The 26,006-nt window shown below is 56.2% G+C and carries 14 protein-coding genes; 13 read left to right on the top strand and 1 reads right to left on the bottom strand.

Annotated features, from left to right (window positions below):
* Positions 1–87 precede the first annotated feature (87 nt).
* On the bottom strand, positions 88–2,001 hold the full coding sequence (locus ACM6IO_RS09175; protein WP_414911322.1) for a sigma-54-dependent Fis family transcriptional regulator: 1,914 nt from the start codon (positions 1,999–2,001) through the stop codon (positions 88–90).
* A gap of 299 nt (positions 2,002–2,300) precedes the next feature.
* Here ACM6IO_RS09175 and ACM6IO_RS09170 point away from each other — a divergent pair, with 299 nt between their 5' ends.
* From ACM6IO_RS09170 to ACM6IO_RS09110, 13 genes are all read left to right on the top strand, one after another.
* Entirely contained in the window at positions 2,301–3,821 is a 1,521-nt protein-coding gene (locus ACM6IO_RS09170) for an aldehyde dehydrogenase family protein (protein WP_008035766.1), read from the top strand.
* 218 nt (positions 3,822–4,039) lie between these two features.
* Positions 4,040–5,410, top strand: a complete 1,371-nt coding sequence (gene eat / locus ACM6IO_RS09165) for an ethanolamine permease (protein WP_414911321.1) — start codon at positions 4,040–4,042, stop codon at positions 5,408–5,410.
* 198 nt (positions 5,411–5,608) lie between these two features.
* The gene (locus ACM6IO_RS09160; RefSeq protein WP_414911320.1) at positions 5,609–7,003 is read left to right on the top strand and encodes an ethanolamine ammonia-lyase subunit EutB; all 1,395 of its coding nucleotides are present in this window, start codon (positions 5,609–5,611) and stop codon (positions 7,001–7,003) included.
* Between the two features lie 8 nt (positions 7,004–7,011).
* Positions 7,012–7,836: an ethanolamine ammonia-lyase subunit EutC gene (gene eutC / locus ACM6IO_RS09155; protein WP_177318901.1), complete on the top strand. Its 825-nt coding sequence runs from the start codon at positions 7,012–7,014 to the stop codon at positions 7,834–7,836.
* Between the two features lie 120 nt (positions 7,837–7,956).
* Positions 7,957–8,418: a GNAT family N-acetyltransferase gene (locus ACM6IO_RS09150; RefSeq protein WP_008042983.1), complete on the top strand. Its 462-nt coding sequence runs from the start codon at positions 7,957–7,959 to the stop codon at positions 8,416–8,418.
* A gap of 305 nt (positions 8,419–8,723) precedes the next feature.
* Positions 8,724–9,380 (top strand): DedA family protein, encoded by a 657-nt coding sequence (locus ACM6IO_RS09145; protein WP_192228060.1) that lies wholly within the window; start codon positions 8,724–8,726, stop codon positions 9,378–9,380.
* 3 nt (positions 9,381–9,383) lie between these two features.
* A complete protein-coding gene (locus ACM6IO_RS09140; RefSeq protein WP_414911319.1) occupies positions 9,384–10,196 on the top strand; it encodes a zinc-dependent peptidase in 813 nt (270 codons plus the stop codon).
* 113 nt (positions 10,197–10,309) lie between these two features.
* A complete protein-coding gene (ppa, locus tag ACM6IO_RS09135) occupies positions 10,310–10,837 on the top strand; it encodes an inorganic diphosphatase (RefSeq protein WP_007990564.1) in 528 nt (175 codons plus the stop codon).
* A 226-nt stretch (positions 10,838–11,063) separates the two neighbouring features.
* Complete coding sequence (locus tag ACM6IO_RS09130) at positions 11,064–11,813, top strand: S24 family peptidase (protein ID WP_414911318.1); 750 nt, start codon at positions 11,064–11,066, stop codon at positions 11,811–11,813.
* 522 nt (positions 11,814–12,335) lie between these two features.
* Positions 12,336–13,574: a tyrosine-type recombinase/integrase gene (locus ACM6IO_RS09125; protein WP_414868167.1), complete on the top strand. Its 1,239-nt coding sequence runs from the start codon at positions 12,336–12,338 to the stop codon at positions 13,572–13,574.
* A gap of 321 nt (positions 13,575–13,895) precedes the next feature.
* Positions 13,896–17,216, top strand: coding sequence for an STY4851/ECs_5259 family protein (locus ACM6IO_RS09120; RefSeq protein WP_414911317.1), 3,321 nt, complete (start codon positions 13,896–13,898; stop codon positions 17,214–17,216).
* A 9-nt stretch (positions 17,217–17,225) separates the two neighbouring features.
* On the top strand, positions 17,226–23,489 hold the full coding sequence (locus ACM6IO_RS09115) for a DEAD/DEAH box helicase (protein WP_414868165.1): 6,264 nt from the start codon (positions 17,226–17,228) through the stop codon (positions 23,487–23,489).
* Between the two features lie 1,056 nt (positions 23,490–24,545).
* Positions 24,546–25,946 (top strand): YfjI family protein, encoded by a 1,401-nt coding sequence (locus ACM6IO_RS09110; protein ID WP_414868164.1) that lies wholly within the window; start codon positions 24,546–24,548, stop codon positions 25,944–25,946.
* Positions 25,947–26,006: the final 60 nt, after the last annotated feature.

Raw genomic sequence — 26,006 nt, 5'->3', positions numbered from 1 at the left:
GCGACCCGACTTGCCCGCGAATGCCATCACACGGTTCACCTGATGCACCGCGTTATCGTTCTTCGCGGGCAAGCCTCGCTCCTACGCCTATCGTGCGATGCCGTGTTTACGCAGCTTTCTATAGAGGGTGTTACGGCTGACACCCAACTGCTCGGCGGTATGGGTCATGTGCCAACGGGTTTGCTCCAGCGCATTCAGCAACGCCAGGCGCTCGGCATCATCCAGCGGATGTTCGCAAGGCGGTTCGACGGCAACAACCGGCACCGGCCTGGCTTGTCGAATCATCGCCGGCAAATCCTCCAGCCCGATCCGCCCGCCATCACACAACGCCGCCAAGGTGCGCAGCACGTTGCGCAGTTGCCGCACGTTCCCGGGCCAGGCGAAACCCAGCAACGCCTGGCGGGCGGGCTCATCAATCAGCACCGTCTCCCCGCCCGCCTCTTCCGCCAGCAGGAAGTCGAGCAACTGCGATTTGTCACTGCGTTCGCGCAACGCCGGCAACGCAATCTCCAAACCATTGAGCCGGTAATACAAATCCTCGCGGAAGCTGCCGTCCTGCACCCGCTCCAGAAGATTACGGTGAGTCGCGCTGATGATCCGCACGTTGACCGCCTCCGGCTCGCCGCCAATCGGCACCACTTGCCGATCTTCCAGCACTCTTAATAGCCGGGTCTGCAACGCCAGCGGCATGTCGCCGATTTCATCGAGGAACAAGGTCCCGCCATCGGCCTGCTGCAACTTGCCGCGCATGCCTTCCTTGCGTGCGCCGGTAAAGCTGCCGCCGCGATAGCCGAACAATTCGCTTTCGATCAGGCTTTCCGGGATGGCCGCGCAGTTGAGCGCGACGAAGGCTTTTTCGGCCCGCTGACTGGCCTGATGCACCGCTTTGGCGAAGGCCTCCTTGCCGGACCCGGTTTCGCCGTTGATCAACAGCGGCACATCCCGTTCGAACACACGCAAGGATTTGCGGAAGTCTTCCTGCAAACCCGCATCGCCCAGACAAATGCCCGACAGGCGCGCAGGTTCGGCAACGACCCGACTGGGCACTATCGGCACCGGAATGCTGCGCGGCTGACCGCGCAACACGGCAAACAGGCCGCGCCCGTCACGTGCGCGCAACGGCCAACTGGCGCTGGCATTCACACTCGCACGGCCCAGCAACTCATCCAGCGAGCAATCGAAAAACGCCTCGACCGGTTTGCCCAGCAGCCCGCCGCGACTATGCCCCAGCAGGTTCAGCGCGCTCTGATTGACCGCGCTGATCCGACCCTCGCCGTCGAACGCCAGCAGCCCCTCGCTGAACAGCCCGACGGATTCCGCCTGCAGGTGAAAACGCAGCAACCATTGATTGTCGAAGTAACGCAGGAAATAGCAGCTCTCGATCATCTTCGCCGACAGATTGACCAGGGCCATGGTGTGGAACTGACTTTGCCGTGACACCTCGTGCCGCGCCGAGGACACGTCGAGCACCGCCAGCAGTTCGCCATGCGGATCGAACACCGGGCTCGCCGAGCAGGTCAGGCCAGTATGACGCCCACGAAAGTGTTCGTCCTGGTGAATGGTCAGCGACTGTCGCTCCACCAGGCAGGTGCCGATGCCGTTGGTGCCTTCGCAGGCTTCGCTCCAGTCGGCACCAAGCCAGAGGCCGGCGCGTTCAAAAATCTTCCGCTCGGCGGGTGCCGTCACACAATTGAGGATCACCCCGCGCGCATCCGTCAGCAGCACCGCATGGCCTGCGCCGGACAGCTGCTGATGAAGACTGCTCATTTCGTTGCCGGCGATGTGCAGCACTTGCTGCAAGCGTTCGCGGCTTTCGAGGACACGACCATGCTCCAGCACCGTCGGCGCCATGGTCAGGGCCGGGTCGAGGTGATAGTCCTCAAGACAACGCAGCCAGGAACGGGCAATGGACGGATCGCTGCCGGGACCGTGCAGGTGGGATTTCCCCTGGGTCACGGTCAGCACTTGCTGGGCATGGCGACTCAAATGGTTGTCGTGCATTTCTTATTATTCTCCCCGGGGCTCGGTGACCCGTATTGAGGTGATGCCCGAGCATCCTCCAGCCTAGCCCGCATTGCAATGCTGGCAAGACCGGTCAGTCACAGCTTGTGCCACAAGCGGTACAAACTGTCACGGGGGCTGTACCGAAAGCGTCACAGCCGCCATCCATCCGTCCGACAAAAAACGTGCAAGGCCTTGATTTGCCTAGCTCACAGGGCAGTGGCCCGACCTTTGCTCTACGCTTATAGCAAGCGCACATGCGCCTCTCTAATAAGTACAAAAGCCAAGGAGAAAACACCATGCGTTACGCTCACCCCGGTACTGAAGGCGCTATCGTTTCGTTCAAAGCCAAATACGGTAACTACATCGGCGGCGAGTTCGTCGCGCCTGTCAAAGGTCAGTACTTCACCAATACCTCGCCAGTGAATGGCCAACCGATTGCCGAATTCCCGCGCTCCACGGCCGAAGACATCGACAAAGCCCTGGACGCTGCCCACGCCGCTGCCGATGCCTGGGGCGCCACGTCCGCCCAGGCGCGCTCGCTGGTGCTGCTGAAAATCGCCGACCGCATCGAGCAGAATCTGGAACTGCTGGCGATCACCGAATCCTGGGACAACGGCAAAGCCGTTCGCGAAACCCTCAACGCCGACATCCCGCTGGCCGCCGACCACTTCCGTTACTTCGCCGGTTGCATCCGTGCGCAGGAAGGCAGCGCTGCCGAGATCGACGGCAACACCGTGGCCTATCACATCCATGAACCGCTGGGCGTGGTCGGGCAGATCATCCCGTGGAACTTCCCGATCCTGATGGCCGCGTGGAAACTCGCCCCGGCGCTGGCGGCGGGCAACTGCGTGGTGCTCAAGCCTGCAGAACAAACACCGCTGGGCATCACCGTGCTGGTCGAGCTGATCGGCGACCTGCTGCCACCGGGCGTGCTCAACATTGTGCAAGGTTTCGGCAAAGAAGCCGGCGAAGCGCTCGCCACCAGCAAACGCATCGCCAAGATCGCCTTCACTGGCTCGACCCCGGTCGGCTCGCACATCATGAAATGCGCTGCCGAAAACATCATCCCGTCCACCGTGGAGCTGGGTGGCAAATCGCCGAACATCTTCTTCGAAGACATCATGAAAGCCGAACCGTCCTTCATCGAGAAAGCCGCTGAAGGCCTGGTGCTGGCATTCTTCAACCAGGGCGAAGTCTGCACCTGCCCGTCCCGCGCGCTGGTGCAGGAATCGATCTACGACGACTTCATGAAAGAGGTGATGAAAAAAGTCCTGTCGATCAAACGCGGTGACCCGCTGGACACCGACACCATGGTCGGCGCCCAGGCGTCCGAGCAGCAATTCGACAAAATCCTTTCGTACCTGGAAATCGCCAAGGGCGAAGGCGCCGAGCTGCTGACCGGCGGCAAGGTGGAAAAACTCGAGGGCAGTCTGGCGACGGGTTATTACATCCAGCCAACCCTGCTCAAGGGCACCAACAAAATGCGTGTGTTCCAGGAAGAAATCTTTGGCCCGGTGGTGAGCATCACCACGTTCAAGGACGAAGCCGAAGCCCTGGCCATCGCCAACGACACCGAGTTCGGCCTCGGCGCCGGCCTCTGGACCCGCGACATCAACCGCGCCTATCGCATGGGCCGCGCCATCAAGGCCGGTCGCGTGTGGACCAACTGCTATCACCTGTACCCGGCGCACGCCGCGTTCGGTGGCTACAAAAAGTCCGGCGTCGGTCGTGAAACCCACAAAATGATGCTCGATCACTATCAGCAGACCAAAAACCTGCTGGTGAGCTACGACATCAATCCGTTGGGCTTCTTCTAACCCCGCGCGAAACCGCGTAACGGCCTTCGCGAGCAAGCTTCGCTCCTACAGGATCACGCCGTACCTGTAGGAGCGAGGCTTGCCCGCGAAGGCATCCTCAAACACACCACAAATCACTGCCCTGCCGCTCTGGCACGGGCTTTGCGTGCCCGCTCCACACCAAAAATCAGTTTCCGAAAGTCCAACAGATCAAACAATAAAAAAGACAGCGAGGACTTATGACTTCTTCCACACAGCTCAAACCCACACTCGGCACCCTGCACTTATGGGGCATTGCCGTCGGCCTGGTGATTTCCGGCGAGTACTTCGGCTGGAGTTACGGCTGGGGCACCGCAGGCACTCTGGGTTTCCTCGTCACCGCCCTGATGGTGGCGACGATGTACACCTGCTTCATCTTCAGTTTCACCGAACTGACTACCGCCATTCCCCACGCTGGCGGGCCCTTTGCCTACAGCCGACGGGCCTTCGGCGAGAAAGGCGGCTTGATTGCCGGCATTGCCACGCTGATTGAATTCGTCTTTGCGCCGCCAGCCATTGCCATGGCCATTGGCGCTTATCTGAACGTTCAATACCCGGAACTTGACCCCAAGATTGCCGCCGTTGGCGCCTATTTTGTGTTCATGACGCTCAACATCCTCGGCGTCAGCATCGCCGCCACGTTTGAACTGGTGGTGACCGTGCTGGCCGTCGCCGAGTTGCTGGTGTTCATGGGCGTGGTCGCGCCGGGCTTCAGTTTCAGCAATTTCGTGCTCAACGGCTGGTCGGGTTCGAACGAGTTCACCATTGCCTCAATCCCCGGCATCTTTGCGGCGATCCCGTTCGCGATCTGGTTTTTCCTCGCGATTGAAGGTGCGGCGATGGCGGCTGAAGAAGCCAAGGACCCGAAACGCACGATTCCCAAGGCGTACGTCAGCGGCATTTTGACGTTGGTGTTCCTCGCGATCGGCGTGATGGTGATGGCCGGCGGCGTGGGCGACTGGCGTCAATTGTCGAACATCAACGACCCGCTGCCTCAGGCGATGAAAGCCGTGGTCGGCAACAATTCGACCTGGATGCACATGCTGGTCTGGATCGGCCTGTTCGGGCTGGTGGCGAGTTTCCACGGGATCATTCTCGGTTACTCGCGTCAGTTCTTCGCCCTGGCCCGGGCCGGCTACCTGCCACGTTCGCTGGCCAAACTGTCACGTTTCCAGACCCCGCACCGGGCCATTCTGGCCGGCGGCGTGATCGGCATCGCGGCAATCTACAGCGACGGCCTGGTCAACCTGCAAGGCATGACGCTGACGGCAGCGATGATCACCATGTCGGTATTCGGTGCCATCGTGATGTACATCATCAGTATGCTGAGCCTGTTCAAGCTGCGTAAGACCGAGCCGAACCTGGAACGCAGCTTCCGCGCGCCGGGCTACCCGATCGTACCGGGGATTGCGCTGTTCCTGGCGGTGGTCTGCCTGGTCGCGATGGCGTGGTTCAACACGCTGATCGGCTGTGTGTTCCTCGGTTTCATGGCGGCCGGGTATTTGTATTTCCAACTGACCGCCAAACAGCGCTTCGATGCGCCGGCGGATGCGATGCTCGAAGGCGCCTGAGTTGCACCGGTGCCGGGCTAACTCCCCGGCGCCTGCTTTATTGAAGTGCACACCGCTCCCCCTGTGGGAGCCAGCCTGCTGGCGATTGCGGTCTGACAGTCAGCATAGATTTTGAATGACACACTGCAATCGCCAGCAGGCTGGCTCCCACAAGGGAATGTCAGGGTAATCAAGACTTCTACACATCAGGAGGACACCGTGGCCACATTTGCCCATTCCATCGGCGCCCAGACCTACCGCTTCGCCAGCCTCAAAGAGGTCATGGCCAAGGCCAGCCCGGCGCGCTCCGGGGATTTCCTGGCCGGCGTCGCCGCCCTTAACGATGGCGAGCGCGTCGCCGCGCAAATGGCCCTGGCTGACATCCCGCTGACTCACTTCCTGCAGGAAGTGCTGATTCCTTACGAGGCCGATGAAGTCACCCGACTGATCATCGACACTCACGACAAACAAGCCTTCGCCGTGGTCAGCCATCTCACCATTGGCGGGTTTCGCGACTGGCTGCTCAGCGATGCCGCCGACGAACAGAGCCTGCGCGCCCTCGCACCAGGCCTGACGCCGGAAATGGCCGCGGCCGTGTCAAAAATCATGCGCGTGCAGGACCTGGTGCTGGTCGCACAGAAAATCCGTGTGATCACGCACTTTCGCGGCACCATGGGCCTGCGGGGACGCTTATCCACCCGCCTGCAACCCAACCACCCCACCGACGAACCGGCCGGTATCGCCGCGAGCATTCTCGACGGCCTGCTGTACGGCAACGGCGACGCGATGATCGGTATCAACCCGGCCACCGACAGCATTGCCTCGATTTGCGCGATGCTGGAAATGCTCGACGCGATCATCCAGCGCTACGAAATTCCTACACAAGCCTGCGTGCTGACCCACGTCACCACGTCCATCGAAGCGATCAATCGCGGCGTTCCGCTGGACCTGGTGTTCCAGTCGATCGCCGGCACCGAAGCGGCCAATGCCAGCTTCGGCATCAACCTGAACGTGTTGCAGGAAGGTTACGACGCCGGTTTGAGCCTGAATCGCGGCACGCTTGGGCAAAACCTGATGTATTTCGAGACCGGCCAGGGTAGCGCCCTGTCGGCCAACGCCCACCACGGCATCGATCAACAAACCTGCGAAACCCGCGCCTACGCAGTTGCCCGACATTTCAAACCGTTCTTGGTGAACACCGTCGTAGGATTTATCGGCCCGGAATACCTCTACAACGGCAAACAGATCATCCGTGCAGGCCTGGAAGACCACTTCTGCGGCAAATTGCTTGGCGTGCCGATGGGCTGCGACATCTGTTATACCAACCACGCCGAGGCCGACCAGGACGACATGGACACCCTGCTGACCCTGCTGGGCGTGGCCGGGATCAACTTCATCATGGGCATCCCCGGTTCCGACGACATCATGCTCAACTACCAGACCACTTCGTTCCACGACGCGCTTTACGCCCGACAAACCCTGGGCTTGAAACCGGCGCCGGAGTTCGAACAGTGGCTGGCCAAAATGGGCATTTTCACTCAGGCCGATGGCAAGATTCATTTCGGCGAGCGCCTGCCGCCAGCCTTCCGCCAGGCGATGGGGCAACTGGGATGAGTGTCGAGATGGATAAACCGCCTGTTGATTCAGAAAATCCTTTGCTGGAACTGCGGCGCCTGACCCCGGCACGGATTGCCCTGGGCCGCACCGGCACCAGCATGCCGACCAGCGCACAGCTGGATTTCCAGTACGCCCACGCCCAGGCTCGGGACGCGGTGCACCTGCCCTTCGACCATGCCGGGCTCAGCGCGCAACTGGCCGAATGCGGATACGAAAGTGTGCTTCTGCACAGCGCCGCCACAAACCGCGACAGCTATTTGCAGCGCCCTGACTTGGGGCGGAAATTGAGCGATGAGTCCGCGCAAATCCTGCGCAACCATGCTTCAGCCTATCCCGGCGGCGTCGATCTGGTGATTGTCGTGGCCGATGGTTTGTCGGCACTGGCTGTGCACCGCCACACCGTGCCCTTCCTTTCGCGCATGCGAGAGCAGATCGAAGTCGATGGCTGGACGGTTTCACCGGTGATTCTGGTAGAACAAGGCCGGGTTGCGATAAGCGACGAAATCGGCGAATTGCTGGGCGCAAAAATGGTGGTAATCCTGATTGGCGAACGCCCTGGCCTCAGCTCGCCAGACAGTCTGGGATTATATTTCACCTACAATCCAAAGGTCGGTCTGACGGATGCTTACCGCAACTGCATCTCCAATGTGCGACTGGAAGGCTTGAGTTATGGCATGGCGGCACACCGCTTGCTTTATCTGATGCGCGAAGCCTGTCGGCGGCAGTTGTCGGGGGTCAACCTGAAGGACGAAGCGCAGCTTCAGACGCTGGAGTCGGACGCAGGAGCGGACATGAAAGGTAATTTCCTACTGAGCCTGCCGGATGCCTGAACCGTTTCCGCATTGCGTTTCTGATTCAATTTCAGGCAGGATCGAAACACGGCTGCCCGAGTGAAGAACCGTTCGCCGTCAGAGCATGTGAAGACAGCCACTTGAAGACGAGACCTATCGATGCGGATTATTCAAGCGACCCTTGAACACCTGGACCTGCTGACCCCGTTGTTCGTCAAATATCGCGAGTTTTATGGTTCCCTGCCGTATCCGGACTCGTCCCGGGCGTTCCTCGAGAAACGCCTGCGTCGCAAGGAATCGGTGATCTACCTGGCCCTGGCCGATGACGACGACAAGAAGCTGATGGGTTTCTGTCAGCTGTACCCGAGCTTTTCGTCGCTTTCACTTAAACGCGTGTGGATCCTCAACGACATTTATGTCGCCGAAGACGCCCGCCGGCAGTTAGTGGCTGACAACCTGATGCGCACCGCGAAAAAAATGGCCAAGGAAACCAATGCCGTGCGCATGCGCGTTTCCACCAGCAGCGACAACAAAATCGCACAGAAAACCTACGAATCCATCGGATTCAAGGAAGACACTGAGTTTAAAAACTACGTGTTGCCGATCAGCGACGAGCTTTGATCCGCACCGAGCCCTCGTAGGAGCGAAGCTTGCTCGCGAAAGCGGTATGTCATTCAGCATATCCGCCGGATGCTCGACCGCTTTCGCGAGCAATCGAGCGTCGACCGGCTGCTCCTACAAAAAAAAGCAGACCGCGCCGCCGGTCTTGCGCGACACTCCTCGCTACAAACTCGACGCGCTTTTCACTTCTCAGCCCGTATAATGCCGACCTTTCCGGCTTGTAAGAAAAACTACACCCGTCTGTAGCCTTACGCGAAGTCATCCGCACAGGCCTGCCGAGTCGGGCCGTCACCACAGGTGCCTCCATGGATTTCAACCCGCTCGACCTTATCCTGCATCTCGATGTTTACCTCGACTTGCTGGTAAACAACTACGGGCCATGGATCTACGCCATCCTGTTTCTGGTGATCTTCTGCGAGACCGGCCTGGTGGTGATGCCTTTCCTGCCGGGCGATTCCCTTCTTTTCATCGCCGGCGCCGTGGCGGCCGGTGGCGGCATGGACCCGGTATTGCTCGGTGGCCTGCTGATGCTGGCGGCGATCCTCGGGGACAGCACCAACTACATCATCGGACGAACGGCGGGAGAGCGACTGTTCAGCAACCCGAACTCGAAAATTTTCCGCCGCGATTACCTGCAACAAACCCACGACTTCTATGACAAGCACGGCGGCAAAACCGTGACCCTGGCGCGCTTCCTGCCGATCATCCGCACCTTTGCTCCGTTCGTCGCCGGCGTGGCGAAAATGCCTTACCCGCGTTTCTTCTTTTTCAGCGTCATCGGCACCATCCTCTGGGTGGGCGGTCTGGTGACCCTCGGTTACTTCTTCGGCAACGTACCGTTCATCAAGAAAAACCTCTCGCTGCTGGTAGTGGGCATCATTCTGCTGTCACTGGTGCCGATGATCATCGGCGTGATTCGCAGCCGCTTCGGCAGCGCCGCGTCCAAAGCCGAACCACACTGAACGATGTGGTCGCTCAGCGCCTGGCGTCGCCGGCGCATCCTGGCCAGGCACCCGATTGCCGACGATATGTGGCAGCGGGTGCGCCATCACCTGAGTTTCCTCGACGGCATCAGCGCGGCTGAAGACCAGTGGTTGCGCGAAGCCTGCGTACTGTTTCTCGACGACAAACACCTGACCGCCCTGCCCGGCGTCGAACTCCATCAGGAGCAGCGTTTGCTACTCGCCGCCCAGGCGCAATTACCGTTGCTGAAGCTGGGCGATCTGAACTGGTATCAGGGTTTTCACGAAATCGTCCTCTACCCCGACGACTTCCTCAGCCCGCAGCGCCATCGCGACGCCAGTGGCGTTGAACACGAGTGGGACGGCGAACACAGCGGCGAAGCCTGGCAGCAAGGCCCGATCATCCTGGCCTGGCCCGGCGTGATGACCAGTGGTGGCTGGGAAGGCTACAACCTGGTGATCCACGAACTCGCGCACAAGCTCGACATGCTCAACGGCGACGCCAACGGCCTGCCGCCGCTGCACGCCGACATGCGCGTCAGCGACTGGGCCAGGGTCATGCAAGAGGCCTACGACGACCTCGACGGGCAACTGGAGCGCAACCCGGACGCCGAAACCGCCATCGACCCCTACGCCGCGGAAAACCCCGCCGAGTTCTTCGCGGTCACCAGCGAATACTTCTTCAGTGCCCCGGATTTGCTGTATGAGGCTTATCCACAGGTGTATGAACAGTTGAGGCTGTTTTACCGGCAGGATCCACTGGCGCGTCTGCGGCAACTTCTGGCCGAGAACCCTGTCTATCAGGCACACGACTAAGGTCTACACGACCTCTGATCCGTAGCGTGATCGGCGGAATATGCCTATAATCGCCGCCACTTTTTGGTCAATCCGGCCAAGTGTTTTTGGTCAACTAACGGGGGCACCGCCCAATGAGCTACAGCAAGATTCCGGCTGGCAAAGACCTGCCGAACGACATCTACGTCGCTATCGAGATTCCGGCCAACCACGCGCCGATCAAATACGAAATCGACAAAGACAGCGATTGCCTGTTCGTTGACCGTTTCATGGCCACCCCGATGTTCTACCCGGCCAACTACGGTTACATCCCGAACACCCTGGCTGACGACGGTGATCCCCTCGACGTGCTGGTCGTGACCCCTTACCCGGTTGCTCCAGGCTCCGTGATCCGCGCTCGTCCGGTCGGCATCCTGAACATGACCGACGACGGCGGCGGCGATGCCAAAGTCATCGCAGTCCCACACGACAAGCTGTCCCAGCTGTACGTCGACGTGAAGGAATACACCGACCTGCCAGCCCTGCTGATTCAGCAGATCGAGCACTTCTTTGCGAACTACAAAGACCTCGAAAAAGGCAAATGGGTGAAAATCGAAGGCTGGGCCGGTGCAGACGCCGCCCGCGAAGCGATCACCAAGTCGGTTGCTGCCTACAAAGGCTGAGACGCCACTGGCCTTGCGCCACTGACGACTTGAAAAAACCCCGGTTTATCCGGGGTTTTTTGTGCCCGCAGAAAAGCTTTTAAACGTGTCGTTTAACCATCCGGTGAATCGGTTTTTTCTTGTTTAATTTTTACTCGATACGTCTTACATCCGGTCTTAAATTTCCCTCGTATTTTGAACGGTTCGTTTATTCAAAGCCTCGCCATACGCCCGTAAACTCGTGCCTATGAAGAAAAAAAACACTAGCGGTCCACGGTTTAAAGCGCTCCTCAAAGTAGCGAACATCACGACGACCGGATTCGCCGAATACCTCGGCACGGCGCCGCAAAACGTCCACAACTGGTACACCCGCGGTGTGCCCGATCACTGCATGGAAGCCGTCGCCAGAAAGCTCTCGGTCAACAGCGAGTGGCTCAAATATCTCGAAGGCCCGAAAGACGCCAAACACCTGCGTCTGGTCAGCGACACCGGCAACACCTTCGACGCCCAGGCCCTCCGCGGCATCTACACCGTCATCGAACCCACCGATGTCGAATTGCCCTTTTACAAAGAAGCGCCCGTCGCTCCCGGCTCCAGCAAAACCCACGTGGTCGAGGATACCAGCCACCCCATCCGCCTACCCCGCAGCCACCTCGATTCCCTGGAAATCAACCATGCAGATGCCATCTGCGCCTACATGATCGGCAACAGCATGGCCGAGAAAATTGAAGACGGCTCAACCATCGCCATCGATCGCGGCCTGACCCAGATTGTCGATGGAGAAATTTACGCGATCGAACACGACGGGATGCTGCGCATCAAGTACCTGCACCGAATGCCGGGCAATGGATTGCGAATGCGCAGCCACAACAGCGCCGAGTACCCGGATGAGACTTTCAGGGCTGCGCAAATCGAAGAGCAGAACATCCGGGTGTTGGGTTGGGTGTTTTGGTGGTCGACGCTGAACAAACGTCGCCCACCCATTCCGTTCCTGTAACACCGCGCCGCCTCTTTCGCGAGCAAGCCCGCTCCCACAGGGATTGCGCAGTACCTGTGGGAGCGGGCTTGCCCGCGAAGGCGGTGGAACATTCACCTCAAAACCCGGATCAGCTACCCGATCCCAAGCAACTAACAGCTCTACCCCGCACACCACACTGGGAATTCCCCAAAAAAATCAGTATGCTGCGCCCCACATTTGCGCATCGACCCGCCCCGCGGCTCCGATCGCACCGACAAGGCAGATGATTTTCTCGCCGAGTCCCACAGCCGGACGCAAGATCCGGGTGTACGTTTTGAAGGCTGGCGCGGTTTACCAAAAATGAACCAAGCCAGTCCCCGAGAAGCCGGCCACAAGCCGGCTTTTTAATGTCTTTTTGAAAGCCACTCTCATCTACTGAAAACCGCGAGAGCCTTGCTAGATCAAGGGTTTCAGCCTATTTTCGCTCCTGTGACTTCCGTTTTGATCCGAGGTGTTCCACGCGCAAGTGGGGGAACAAGTGGGGGAACAGAGGGCGAAAAAATGGGCAAACTGACCGCCAATCAAGTCAAAAATTTGGTTGAGGCTGGGACGTACGAAGACGGTGAAGGGCTTCGTCTTTTGGTGAAACCCTCAGGACGAAAAACCTGGGTACTCCGCTTTCAATTGAACGGCAAACGCAGGGAGATGGGTCTGGGGAGCTACCCTCAGCTCGACCTGAAAAAGGCCCGCGCAGCCGCCTATGAAAATAAAGTCCAGATTCTCAATGGCACTGACCCACTCGCAAAACGACAGGCTGAACAAGCCGCTCAGCGGGAAGCCGCACGCCGGGAGCTGGCGCAGCTGATTACCTTCGAGAAGCTGGCCGCTGACTACCGAGACGCCCATGGATCAAGCTGGTCGGAGAAATGGCGCAAGGGCTGGCTGAGGAAACTCGAGCTCTATGCTTTTCCTACTATAGGGAGGCTGTCAGCTGACCAGGTCGAGACCAAGCATCTGATCAAAGTACTTCAGCCACTATGGTCAAGCAAAACGCGGACGGCTGACGAAGTACGTGGGCAAATCGAACAGATCCTCGATGCTGCCAGAGCCCGAGGCCTCAGGACTGGAGAGAATCCGGCTCGCTGGCGCGGTCATCTAGAAAATCTGCTCAGCCGCAACGAGAAGAAAAAAGCTCGCAAACGCCAGCATCATCCTGCATTGAAATGGCAGGACCTACCGAAATTAATGGAAGCGTTGCGCAAGGATCCCAGTCACGTCTCTATCGCGACTCAGTTGCTGATCCTGTCAGGTGCCCGTTCACATATGGTCCGATTTGCACGCTGGGATGAATTCGACCTTGAAGCTGGCCGCTGGTCTTTACCAGACGAGCGAATGAAGACCCGCCAGGCCTTCGCTATCCCACTCGCCCCCGAGGTCGTCTCACTGCTCAAAAATCTTCCCAAGCTCAGCCGCGAAAGCCCATACGTGTTCCCTGGGCGCGGTCGAAGCGGTGTCATGCATGCTAATGGTATTCGTAATTTACTGCACGGGCTCGGCTATGAAGGCATCACTCGACACGGTTTTCGCTCAACGTTCCGGGACTGGGCTGGTGAGAAGACACACTTCCCTCGGGAGATCTGCGAGCTGGCCCTGGCCCATGATGAACGCGGCGAAACTGAGAGTGCCTATTCCCGATCTGACTTTTTTGATAAGCGACGCGAGTTGATGGATGCCTGGGCCGTATATGCCACATCTGCTCCAGTTCACCCGCAAACTAAAAAGGTCGACGACAACTCGTGAGAAACCTGAGAGGCAACAACAGTAGAAGCCATAGTCTTGGCAAGCTATGCGGGTTTGGTGTGCCAAGTGCAGAGCAGCCTATTAGGAGTTGCTAAATGTCAGATCGACACGCTTCATCCATTCTCCATAGATAGCATCCAAAAACCGGATGTACCAAATGCCTAGAGCGACGGACGGCTGAGCATCTCCCCCGAGACACGCCTTGACTTGTGCATTTCGCGCGAAGAGGATGGCAAAGTGCTACGGAGACAGGGACCAGACAACCAGCAAGACATCTGACTCCCAGATAAGTCTGAAACGGTAAGCGAAAGGATTTGCGTTATGACCGCGTACAACAACATTACAAATCCATTAAAAGCTTGGTTGAGCGAGTTTTTGCTCAATCGCGAGCTATTCAAAGGCCCTAGCGGAAAGCCTCTTTATAGCTACCAACTCTCAGAGCATGAATACGGATCGCTACGAAATTTGCTTCGCCAGAACCTCTGTCGAGCAAGCAATCCGCTCCATGTTCTTCATTTGGGAGGCTGTTTTTGCCTGTTCGTCAGTGAGCAGTACCGTAGAAACTACAACAGTTCATGGTCGTGGTCCGGTGCAGAAGCCGAACTTTCTGTCTCGCTTTCGCAAGCCCAGCATTCAGACCTAACCAGCAAGGGATTAGAGTACTGGAAGCGCCCCGTTCGCTACCGTGAAAACGGCCGAGATTGGCTGGGTTCCCTCTTTGCTGAAGGAGGGTTGCCTTGGCCCTTGGTCCAAAAAGATTCGCACGGATTCGGTAAAGCCGTAAGACGCGGAATTAAAAACTTCTTTAGCACCGAAGGTAATCGCCGCACCACTGCCGACCTCATAGCTGACTATGAAGACGAGTTGCCCTCTTCGTTTCGTAACCTAGAGACCCGTCAGCTGCTTGCTGGCATCGTTCAGCAGTTGATGTATCTGGCCGAGCAATATCCACTGAAGAACCATAAAGATCCCGCTGCCTACCTGGATAAAGTAGCCCCTGAGTGGACGGGGGCTTTTCCGATTCCTCTCGACGAAACTAACGCTAGAGGTCTGATTAACGACTGGCTGCGTGACGCGGAGCAAGTGCGTCTAGGTAGAAAAGAAGTTCTCGAACGCGCTAAGGCTTTCACCTGTGAACACTTCCTGCAAGGAGTGCTTCCAGAATGGAAGATTCGAACGGTGTTGACTCTACCAATTGAGAAAACCTTCACCATCGACGTCGCGCAGTTAACTAGTACTCGACTGGAGTTGGCCTATTACGAGGGTGAACACATACTCGCTCGCGGCGCGGCCGTTTATGGCCAGTTGACTGGAGACAAGCTGACGGTTCGTTTCTCAAGTCCCCAGGTCACGCTGGAACGACGCCGATTGGACGAACAAGTGACACTTCGCTTGCTCGACAATGGACGCATGGTCCAGTGCTTCCATTTTGACGGCAGTGCTTTAGATCTCCAGGAAACACCGCTGGTTTTTGAGCAGCGATCGGATCGCTGGCAACTAGTTGGGACTTCCTCTTGCTGCATGGCGGGAAACCTAGCCCGGCTTCGCCTCCCAGTTGGTTTTAAAATCTCATCCGAAGGTGCAGCTCCTGAGTTACTGGCTAAAGACAGCGAGGGCGGCCAGTGGCTAGATACCTCGGCCGATTTGTCTCTACTGAATGGCACAGATCATTACCGGATTGAGCTTAATCAAGCACAAAGCGATCAAAACGAACCAACACTTGCTGGTACTCAGGGGATCTACGACAGCAATCCAAGTGTCACATATCTGGGTTGGCCACGGCTTATGTTGCCCGATGGCTATGCATTTGGGGCCGACGAGATTCAAGAGTTTGCCAATGGACAGCCACTGGATAGTCTTCGTCGTATCGGTCCCACAGGGGTAGTGCGCTATACCCTCAAGAGTCGTTCTGGGAAAATGCTTTTACAACGTCGTTTCGCGGTATTGCCTAAAGAATTTAGCCTCTCACTCTTTCCGGAGGCCAACGAAAAGCCAGCCCGGTTGCAGATCAAAGGCGCCCTACAGCTCGATTTAAAGGTTGGCAGCAATCTCTTGACGGCCAAGCGATTGGACTCAGAGCAATGCGCCACATTCAGCCTTCACCATCTAGGAGAAACACCTCCTGCCAGTTTTACGCTGGAGGTTGGTCGGATAGGTGGCAGCCAGCCCCTACAAATTCGATTGCCTTATCCCTACCAAGGGGCGCGACTAATAGCACCCGACGACACCCCTTCGCGGGTACGTGAACTCACGCTAAACCAGTTAATCGGGCACCGCATCACGCTAACCTCAGGGCTAATTCAGGGCCAAAGCTTCCATATGCAAATGGAATTGGTTTGCGAGGCCACGCCGCACCCCAAGCGACACTACGAGATCAAGGTAGGTTCTACACCAACGTTGCTGAATTTATTCAGCTACCAAAACGACATGTTGCAAATGCTAGGTGCCGTTGATGAGCAGGACGCATTCATTAAGCTCACACTGGAAACAGAGCAACGTCTTCTTAGCCTAAGTATTCGACGCTACAACGGGCGCCTTCAATGGGAGAGTCGAGACACACTTACGATCTGCGAGATGGACGCAGAAAAAATTTTAGACTGCGTCCTAGTCGAAGCGATGCTTCTTTCTGATCCAAAGCAATCGCCAATCCAGCTTGATGAACGTAAGAGCCAAAACGTGGGCACAGGGCAGTTCGATATACCGAACACTATGCACCGTAAAGGCCCTTGGCTGATCTACCCAGCCAAGGAGTGTAAAACTCAGTTCCGTCCTGCCCTCTTCCTTTCCGACGCCACCACCACCGACGGGGCGGCTGAGATTCTCTCGCTGCATAGAGCCACGCAAGTCTTTCACCCGAAAACCAACCCCACCGCTATCAGCCAGCAAATTGCCGCTATGGCGAAAGAGTTTGGTCATAGCGGTTGGCAATACCTGGCGGATTTGAAGCAACACTACGCACACCTACCCTTATCTTCTTTTGAGAGCTGGAGAGCGCTGTCAAGAAATCCGGAAGCTCTGGCTTTCGCTGTCCTCCGGCTTGAGATGGATGAAGTATTTTGCGGCCGAATTCGCGACGAATTGGCCGTTATCTGGGAGGCGATTCCTCTGCCTGTGTGGGCAGAGGTTCATGTGCAGTTTCTGGAAGGATTGGTGGCCACTGGTTTCCCAGAAAGTCTCATTACGAGCCTGGAGTCCAATCGCGCCGCGGTATTGCGCCTGGTAGTTTCGGGCTTCGATTATCTGGGCGACTATCTGCGCACCGGTAACAAAAACAGCCTCACGAAGATTCCTCCTCAATTGGTAGTACCGGGTTGGAACCAAGCATTACGTCAACAACACGCGTCCAACACTAAGTGGCCTACAGATCTCACTGTGGAGCTGACCAACTGGATTTTCCAGACTCCGATACCTGCCTTCCTGAGAGAAATCACACCCGTTGGTTTCACCAAGGCTGTTTCCTATTTACCAATTTTTTTGGCCTACGTGACTGCAGGAAAGGCAACGCTAAACGATTTGCCTGTGCCTATGGCGTATCTGAAATTCGCAATTCGTCTGGTATCTGATTTCGACCGTCAGGGCTGGTTCGCGCCGACTCATGCTCTGATGGTCTCCTATTTGCTGGCCTCTGAAGACGGGGCATAAGGAGTTTCAATGCGTTTTTTCAGGGACTTGATCGAGCAAAGTCTTAACCGCACGAGGGAAGCGACTCTGGGCGTCTTGGGCGTCAACGACTCAGGGCTTCGCCGTCATTTAAGCGAGAAAATGGTAGATGAGCTGGGGGCCGACGGCTGCTTCCTAGCGCCTCCTGTTTTCGAGCACACGTTTGGCTGGAAAGAGTCAAAAGAACGCCTCCAGGATTTAGAGGGCTCATTGCTCTCCAAAAGCCTGCTTAATACGCTACAAAATGCACACGCCTATGTTTTTCCAAGAGACGCCCATCCATATACACACCAGCTTCACGCGTGGCGTACTTTACTCAGCGAGGAACCTCGCTCTGCCATCATCACCAGCGGTACCGGCTCGGGTAAAACTGAGTGTTTTATGGTGCCAATCCTCGAGGATCTAATCCGTGAGCGTGATCTGAAACAGACGCCCTTGGTCGGAGTGAGAGCGCTGTTCCTCTATCCTCTCAACGCCCTAATCAACTCTCAACAGGAGCGTTTGGACGCATGGACGCGCGAGTACGGCAAAGATATTCGGTTTTGCTTGTACAACGGTAAAACTGAAGAGCGCGAAGGTGTAGTTCGCAAGATTCAAGTACTGAAACAAAATCAAATTTTGTCACGGGAACTCTTGCGTAAAGAACCTGCGCCGATACTGATGACCAACGCAACAATGCTCGAGTACATGCTGGTCCGCCAAGTAGACAATCCGATTCTGGAAATTTCAAAACAGCAGCAGTCCCTGCGCTGGATAGTCCTTGATGAGGCGCACACTTACGTTGGTTCCCAAGCAGCAGAAATGTCCCTACTACTGCGTAGAGTTGTCCAGGCCTTTGGTAAAACCCCAGAACAAATTCGCTTTGTTGCAACATCAGCCACCATTGCTGATGTGGATGCCGAAAATAAGTTGAAACGGTATCTCGCGGATCTGGCCGGAGTAAGGCTTGAGCAGGTCGAAGTAATCGGTGGGTCCCGTGTTTGGCCTGATATCCTGTTTAACTCTCAAGAACAAAACATTCCGCTCGAGGAGGTTCAATCCATCGAACCCCAACATGAAGTGTCATCCACCCGATTCGATGCCCTTGGTCAAAGTTCAACTGCTAGATCATTAAGGCATGCCATTGTTAACTCAGCTAAACCGCTCGACCTAGATGACTTGCTTGTTGCGCTTGAATCGAAGCTAAAACCTGGAAATAGGCTAAAACAGCAGCAGGAGGTATTAGGTTGGCTTGATGTTTTAACTGGCACGCGGCTCGAAAAAAATGGCCCTCCCTTCCTAAAACTACGCGCGCACCTTTTCCAGAGGATGCTTCATGGCCTTTGGTCCTGTGTTGATGTGAATTGCAGTGCCAAATCCAAGCATCTGAAAGATTGGCCGTTCGGTAACGTTTACGTGAATCAGCGCGCAGTTTGCGAATGCAAAGCGCCTGTTTACGAGCTGGGCTTTTGCGATGACTGTAAAACCCCGCATTTGATTGCGGAGGATCGAAACGGCGTACTTCATCAGCTAAGCCCATACGCAGGTGATGAGTTTTCTCTCAGCTACGAGAACGGAGAAGAAGAGGCATCGTCTGGAGGTGAAGTTAGCGGTCCCTCCAATAGGACGCCAGTGCAACGCCTTGTGATTGCTGGTTTGCAGGTGGCACAAGACCCTTTCCTTACCGTTAGTCTCGATCTCGACACACACGGTATGTGTGCCACTAACGCAAAACGCCCTATCAACATTGTCATAGCGGAAGACAAAGAAGCCTGCTGTAGCCACTGTGACCACTATTTGCCGAACAACAAAAGCTTTCTGAGAAAGGCCTATCTGGGCGCGCCTTTCTACGTCGCGAATGCCGTCCCAACGGTCTTGGAGTTCTGCCCGGATGCGGAAAAAGATGATAGCAACGGACGCTCCCCAGAAGAGCTACCCGGCCGCGGCCGCAAGCTGATTACCTTTACCGACAGCCGTCAAGGCACTGCCCGCATGGCGGTACGAATGCAACAAGAGGCAGAGCGTTCGCGTCTGCGTGGTTTGGTGTTTGAGACGTTACGAAATGCCCAGGCCAAGGCTGATGCTGAACCTAAAGATGTTCCCACTGGCGATTTCACGGAGCTGATGGTTCAAGCGGAAGGTTTGGAAAAATTGGGGATGGGGGTAATGGCCGCAGAACTTCGTAGACAAGCGAATGCATTACGCTCCGGCGGCTCCCCACAAAAGCGAGTCGCCAGTGTCGACTGGGGGGACATGGTTCAGGAGTTAGCTGCGTCTAAAGATGTTGAACAGTCAATCCTGCGTTATAACCGCTACGCCAATCCCGTTCTCTTTGACGGAAGCCAAGGTGGTGCAACCATGGCTCGCTTGCTCTTGGCTCGGGAATTTGCTCGACGCCCAAAAAATCAAAACAGCACAGAAACTCTCGGCCTGGTCAAAGTTACCTACCGAGGTTTAAAAGAGATTACCTCTACCCCCCCTATGTGGACTGCCACTAGAGGAGTACCTGCAACCGGACCGTTTTCGGCCAGTGGAACTAGTTTAACTCTGGAGGACTGGCACGACTTCCTTAAGGTTGCACTTGATTTTTACGTGCGCGAAAACACCTTTATAAACATGGATCGTGACATGCAGTCCTGGATGGGTAGCAGGTTTACTCCCAAATCGCTGTTTTCTCCAAAAAACGAGATGGAAGAAAGTACAACGATTAAAAAATGGCCTCAAATTAAATCCGGCAATCCGCATCGGCTGGTAAAGCTGCTTGAGCAGGCAACCGGATTGAATCGAACAATCAATACGGATGCAGACAAAATCAACGCTTGGCTAGAGGCAGCGTGGGCCGCCCTTACGCATACACACATCCTCGAGTCTGCCGACCCCGGTCATCGCCTAAAACTAGAAACCCTAAGCTTTTCGCTACTAGAAGAGGGTTGGGTCTGCCCCATAACACACCGTATTTTCGACTCAACGTTTCGTGGATTGACGCCCTATCTGCCGATGAAACTGCGCCCGCAGGACTACCGTTGTCATAAAATACAACTCGCCTCACTGGCCGCCCTCCAAATAGACGGTAGTCCCGTCGCTAAGCAGTTACAGATTCGCGAGCAAGTTTTACAAGACCCGGTCATCCAGCACCTGCGATCGGAGAACCTTTGGACCGATATAAGCGACCGTACTGTGGAAGGCGGGTTCTACTATCGAACCGCAGAGCATTCGGCCCAGCAGTCTGCCCAAAGACTTGATGATTATGTGGAGCTTTTTAAAAAGGGCGATGTCAACGTACTCAACTGCTCCACGACCATGGAGATGGGTGTTGATATCGGCGGTATTTCTGCCGTAGTGATGAACAATTTGCCGCCGCATCCCGCAAATTATTTGCAGCGCGCCGGGCGTGCGGGACGACGTGGTGAGGCCCGTGCCATTGCATACACCCTATGTAAAGCTGACCCTCACAATCAGCGCGCCTTTGCACAGCCCAAATGGCCATTTGTCACAGTCATTCCAGCCCCTACCATCACACTGAGCTCTTCCCGCATTGTTCAAAGACACGTGAATTCGCTGCTGTTGTCGATTTTTCTAAAGTCCAAAACCAGTAGTGACGGAGACCGGACGAGGCTTACCCTCCAGTGGTTTTTTGGTGGCGACGACTCACCCTGCCAGCAATTCAAGAGTTGGCTTGCAAGCTGTCCGGAGGAGTTTTCAGATCCGATCAAACGTCTTGTCAGCGGGACCTGTCTGGACGGGCGCTTGATCAGCTCAATCGCCACTGAAACGCAGGAAGGCGTGCGCAACCTCGAAGAACGATGGCTCGAAGAGTCTCGAAAACTCCACTCCAAGCTACAAGCTGCGACCGATCAGCCTTACAGAAAAGCGCTGGAACTAGAGAAAAAGCGTCACGAAGGTGAATACTTGCTGCGAGATCTTGCGGCCCGTGCATTCCTTCCCGGGTATGGATTTCCTACGGATGTAGTGACACTCAATACTTACAACATTGAGGACTTCAAGCATCAACGAAATCATCCTGAAAGTCGTGAGGACAGTATTTTTAACAACAAGGAGCTGCCTTCTCGCGGCTTAAACATTGCAATTCGCGAATATGCACCAGGATCACAAGTCGTAATAGATGGACGCGTCTATCGCTCTGCTGGGGTCAGCTTGCAGTGGCACGCGTCGGGCCAAGTAAACGAAGCGCAGAAATTTGATATCGCATGGCGATGCTCAAATTGTGGTGCGACAGGTGTTATCGAAAACGCCTATACCAATAGCTCTGAGTTGACGTGTTCCCATTGTGCTCATGCAATTCAACCCAGCGAACGTCGAATGGTGCTCCGCCCTGGCGGCTTTGTAACCGACTTCTATGAAGCCACCACAAACGACATCACCTCACAGAAATTTATTAGGGTTGAGCGTCCACGCATTCAACTGACTGGTGAGACGATTTCGCTGCCCGACAAACGTTGCGGCTTTGTCCGATTTGGCCACGAAGGTAGCGTGTTCCACCACTCCTCCGGCGAAAACGAGAAAGGTTATGCCGTGTGTTTGACCTGTGGACGCGCAGATTCAATGCTGGCATCAGGAGACATTCCTAAAAACTTGCTTCCTGATCAATTCCACCGTCCAGTGGGAGGTATAACAGGCAGTCGTAAAGATTTCGACTGTCCAGGCTCAGCGGTTAAACCAAACCTCTTTCTCGGCTACCAAATTCGCACTGATGTAATGGAGCTTTATCTGAGAAGCCCCCAAACGGGTATGTGGCTCGGGGACAGCATTGCTGAACAAACCATAGCAACAACCCTTGCCGTAGCAATCCGCGAAGTAATCGCCGAGCTGCTAGGTATCGCCAGTACCGAAATGGGGTTCGGTTTCCGTCTTGATCGCGACCTCGAAAGCGGCCAAGGCCGAACCGTTATCCAGCTTTTTGACGAGGTGAGCGGGGGCGCGGGGTTTGTATTAGCCGGCTTAGGTGACACCACCGAATTATTGCGGAAAACATTGGGGAAACTGCACTGTCCAGTGAACTGTGAAAACGTCTGCTCACACTGCCTAGCAGGCCAAGACAGTCGAGTTGAGCGAGAAGAGCTAGACCGTGAACGCGCCACCGCGTGGTTAACTGAGTCTGGCCTAATCGAACACCTCAATCTGCCGAAAGAGTTCGGGGATGTACCAGGCTCCAGTTATTGTTCGACCGGTCCAATCCGCTATTTGAGTTCAGCGATCAATTCGGCAGACCGAAATGATAACAGCACCTCCCTTTTGCTGATAATGAGAGGGGACGTAGAGGACTGGGATCTGGACCACCCCTACTTCCGCGAAAAAATATTGACCTGGGCTATTGCTGACAAACTCAACGTGAAGCTGGCAATTTCTTCGGGTACTGCCTTAAGCAAAGAACAGAAAAACACCCTTTTTGACCTCGCGAATCTTGGTATTGAGCTTGAGGAGTTGGACGAATCTAGCTCGCGAAAAAAACCATATTTGGTAGCCCAAATACAATCCAGAATGGGTACGAAGAGTCTCTTCAGTAGCGATCTATCTGCTGCGACTCCGGGAGCAGCCTGGCTGAACACCAACGACGGAATAGTCTGGGCTAGCAGCAACCATATGCCTCCTTGCTTTGGCGAGTCGATTGAGACTCAGCGCTGGCAACAACGAGAACAAGATGCGAGGGTCATCGAAATCACAAGTGAGCTTGATGGACCTATCAACAGTTTGAATAAGCGACTCACAACTCTTATTGAGGAGCACGCTCCCGAGCTTGCAGACCTAATCGCCACGGACCAAGCGTCGGTCGTTAGCTATTCCGACCGATATTTGAAGTCTCCATGGTCGCTGATGTTGCTAAGCGGCTTTCTCGCTTTCTTTAGAAACGAAAAGCTTGAGTCCCTCCGCATCCAGACCCTTGCACCAAGTGGAGATCAATTTAGTAGCCAAATTAGTCACGACTGGATGCATGCGAACGACCAAGAGGCCCTCCTTAAGCTTTGGTTGGGCAGCCAGTTTTCAATATCGCCAGAGATTCAAATCAAAGATCGAAACAAAGACATTCAACATGGAAGGGTCATCACGGTAGATTGGGTATCTGGCAAACGCTGCAAAATCTTCCTAGACCAAGGAATGGGTTACTGGAGGGGCAAGATGCCTTATCGAGATCAGATGAGTTTTAACTTCCGCGCTGATCATGAGAACCAAGCGCTGCAAATGCTTGAAAAATACAAGTCTGCTCAGATGCACCCTGGCGGCGACTGGCCTACATACATGAGTGTGGTAGTTAGCTAGGCGTTCTATTTGCAGAGAAATGGGCCAGACACATCTGGCCCATTGCGGTTTACTCGGAAAGCTCCGGCCAAGTGAGCTCGCTCACGCCGCCTGCCGGAGGTTTAGCTTCGCGATGTCAGCATCACTAAGACACTCAGGGTTCCTCATACGTCGCGCCTCTGTGAGGTTCGTAGGAACGACGGCAGTGGGTCGGCTTGCCACTCCTCATACCACCAAACATCTGTTGGTACGGATACTGGCGACAGCGGCGACAGCGGCGACAAGCCCCGTCCACCGTGGCTTTGGACGTGGCGACATATGTGGCGACAGTCGCCACTTTTGTCGCTCGCTTCGGTTAAAGGCTTGACCGATTTTGTTCACCCGCGTAGTTACTGGCGCATGGATCGCTGTCATTGACAGCACCAGCCCAGGTAGCCAGAGCCTTCAAGGCTACGCCACACCGTGGCGGTTCAACCCCAAGTGCGATCAGCGTCCGGTAGCTCGCACGATCACAACACCCTTGTGATGGATGCCTACTTCGCCAATCTGTGCAGCAGATTGCATGCTTCATCACCTACTGCCCTGCAGCAACCTCCTCCCTTGGCCCATCCCGCTGCGCCAGACTGCGCCCGTCTCTTTCTCCCGGAAAGAGACGGGCGCTCATCACCCTGCTGCAGACCACGTCTGATCGGGCTCTGCGGCAACTCACCGCGTGACAATCGGCGTGACAAAACCGATTCGACACATCTCGCATTAACGCTGGCTACGGTGCTGCAGCCCAGGACAGGCTGCACCTGACTGACAGTCAGGCATGCCCCGCTCGCGACGATGATGCCCTCCTCCCGCCCATGATCTCGCGGTGCCGGATTCGTCAACCGGTGCAGCCTCCACCCGCCCGCATCTTCGGATGCGTTCAGGAGGCCAGATCGATGGGAAATGCCCGCGCTCTTGGTCGTACAGAGCCGTCCGTTCCGCGTCAGTGAACACCCTCACAGGTCGCAGGGGCCTTATCCCTGATAACACTCAACATCCGTGGCGGGAGCGTGAGGGAAACAACTGCTGAACAGGAGACAGATGATGCTGCAATCAACCTGGAGCTTGCCGCCGCAACCCTTGCTGGAGGCCAACCCGACGCCATTAGATTATCCGGTGGCCGCCCTCGGTGATCTGCTGGGACCGGCCGTCGAGCGCATGGCCGAAGTAATGGGTGTGCCGCAGGCCATGGCGGCGCAATCGGTGCTGGCTACCTCGGCCTTGGCCACTCAGGGGCATGCCAATGTGCAGTTGGATGGCCGGGTCTATCCGCTGTCACTGTACCTGCTCACTATTGCGGCTTCCGGTGATCGCAAAACGGCGGTGGATAAGCTGGCCTTGCAGCCAGCCCGCGAATGGGAACGCCTGCAATGGCAGGCCTACCGCGAAAAACTCAGTCGCTATCGCGCCACACTTGCGCAATCTCAGAAGCAGATGGCAACGATCGATAGCCACACCGACAGGCCAATCCAGATAGAGCCAGAGCCCGTAGCACCAAGACTGATCAGCAGCGAACCGACCATAGAAGCCCTGACCAAAAGCCTGTGTTTGGGTCTGCCCAGCATGGGGCTGTTCAGCGACGAGGGCGGCCAATTCCTCGGCAGCAGCACCATGAGCCGGGACAACCGCCTCAAGGCCGTGACCACTCTGTCCTCGCTATGGGACGGCAACCCCATCGATCGCTCTCGTTCCATGGCAGGAGAAAGCCTGCGCGCCTATGACCGGCGCTTGAGTCTGCATTTGATGCTGCAACCTTACTTGGCGGGACAACTGCTCAAGGATCCGCTACTCAACGGCCAAGGCATCTTCGCCCGTTGCCTGATCACTTGGCCACAGAGCTTGGCCGGACAGCGTTTTTATCAGCCGGTGGATCTCACCCAAGACATCAGCCTCAAACGCTACACCCAACGAATCACCGACCTGCTGCAACGTCCCTGGACGATCGGCAGCGATGGCGCGTTACACCCCAAAGCCCTGCCCCTGAGAAGCCTGGCCCGGCAAACGTGGATCAACCTGCACGACACCATCGAAGCCCAACTCGGCGAGTTCGACGAGCTGGCCAACGTGCGCCCCAGCGCCTCCAAGGCCGCAGACAATCTGCTACGAATCGCCGGCGTCTTTGCGGTACTGGAAGACCGCGACCTGATCGAGGTCACCCACATCCAGCGCGCTTCCTCGCTGATGGATTACTACCTGACCGAGATCCAACGGCTGACCGAACAGGAACCGATCAACACCCAGCGGGAAGAAGCCGATCGGCTGCTGCGTTGGCTGCAGGAAAAACAGTGGTGCCGTTTCACGGTTCGAGATCTGTTGCGCAACGGCCCGCGCTTCGCCCGCAAAAGCAGCCATCACACGTTGGCCCTGCTGGTCGAGTTGATCACTCATCAATGGCTGGGCACCGACGGCCACTCCTTCGAGGTGCGCCATGTTTCGACTCAATGAAGCCCTACGCAACCGGCGCGCCCAGGCGAAAAACGCTCATCATTTACAACTTGTCGCCAC

This window comes from Pseudomonas sp. IT-P44 (assembly GCF_949768225.1).
Taxonomy (GTDB): Bacteria; Pseudomonadota; Gammaproteobacteria; order Pseudomonadales; family Pseudomonadaceae; genus Aquipseudomonas; species Aquipseudomonas migulae.
Note: the sequence above shows the minus strand (reverse complement) of the source record. Positions and strands in the feature narration are given on the sequence as shown.